This is a genomic window from Nonomuraea lactucae (genome assembly GCF_003313395.1).
In the GTDB taxonomy this organism is placed as follows: domain Bacteria; phylum Actinomycetota; class Actinomycetes; order Streptosporangiales; family Streptosporangiaceae; genus Nonomuraea; species Nonomuraea lactucae.
Genome location: NZ_QNFZ01000424.1, coordinates 1 through 1,069, shown reverse-complemented (window position 1 = coordinate 1,069; position 1,069 = coordinate 1). Strand labels below are relative to the sequence as shown.

Genomic DNA, 1,069 nt, shown 5'->3' with positions numbered 1-1,069 from the left:
CGCCCCCGGCCGGCGGCCCGAAGACGGCCGCCGACGCCCCCGCCAGCCCGGCCCCGTCATGGGCCGCGTGCACGGCGCCGCCCGAGTGGGCGATCGCCCTGAGAACGTCCGCCGTGAACGGGCTCTGCCCCGCGGGCGCCGACCACACCTCCGCGAACATGTCGGCCACGGCGCGCAGCCGCCGCGGATCTTCGATCGGTTCGATCCACACGCCGGCGGCTCCGGCGGCGGCCACCGCGTGACACGTCGCCGAGTCCGTCGTGATCGCGGGACCCCCGCAGTCGGACAATGAGGATGAATTGAACACCCCATCAGTCTGGAAACCAGACGTCAGCTGCCGCTTTAGCCGACCAGCCAAAGACCGCCGGGCTTGATTATGGGATCGGCCAAGTCGATAGCATGGCCAGATGGCGTCGTCGAGCCTCAGGCAGCTCCTCGAAACGCTCGGCCCGAGCCCGCTCCACCTGATCGCCGCCCCCCACGGGGTGGATGTGCCGGTGTCCGGCACGCTGGTCCACGAGCCGCGGGCGCGGCTGCCCCGTTTCGACGGCGCGCTCCTGCTCGCCGTCGGGGTGCCGCCGGCGGGCGCGCAGCCGGACGAGCTCGTACGGCGGGCCGTCGCCGCCGGGCTGGCCGGGATCGTCGTCAAGCGCTACGGCGAGCCGGTCACCGAGATCGCGTCGGCCGCCGAGGCCGCGGGGATCGCGCTGCTGTCCGCCGATGACGACTTCACCTGGCAGCAGCTCGACGCGCTCATCTCCTCCGCCCTGTCCGCCGTCGCGCGCAGCGAGCCGGCCGCCGCCGGGCCCGACTCCGGAGACCTGTTCGCGCTGGCCAACGCGATCGCGGGCGCGGTGGGAGGGGCCACCGCCATCGAGGACCCGCACCAGCGGATCCTGGCCTACTCCACGCTCAAGGGGCAGCCCATCGACGAGGACCGCCGCCAGGGCATCCTCGGGCTGCACGTGCCGTACGCGCCGATCAACGACGGGCAGTATCGCGAGCTGGCCCGCGCCGCCGGCGTGTGCCGGTTCGCCGCCGAGCCCGGAGCCCTGCCCCGCGTCGCCGT

Annotated in this window: 2 pseudogenes; one reads left to right on the top strand and one right to left on the bottom strand. The window is 74.2% G+C overall.

Annotated elements, in window-relative coordinates:
- Positions 1 to 235, bottom strand: a pseudogene (locus DQW85_RS22355) (hypothetical protein); the annotation flags it as partial.
- A gap of 172 nt (positions 236 to 407) precedes the next feature.
- Between DQW85_RS22355 and DQW85_RS22350 the strand changes: the two are divergent.
- Positions 408 to 1,069 (top strand): annotated as a pseudogene (locus DQW85_RS22350) (hypothetical protein); the annotation flags it as partial.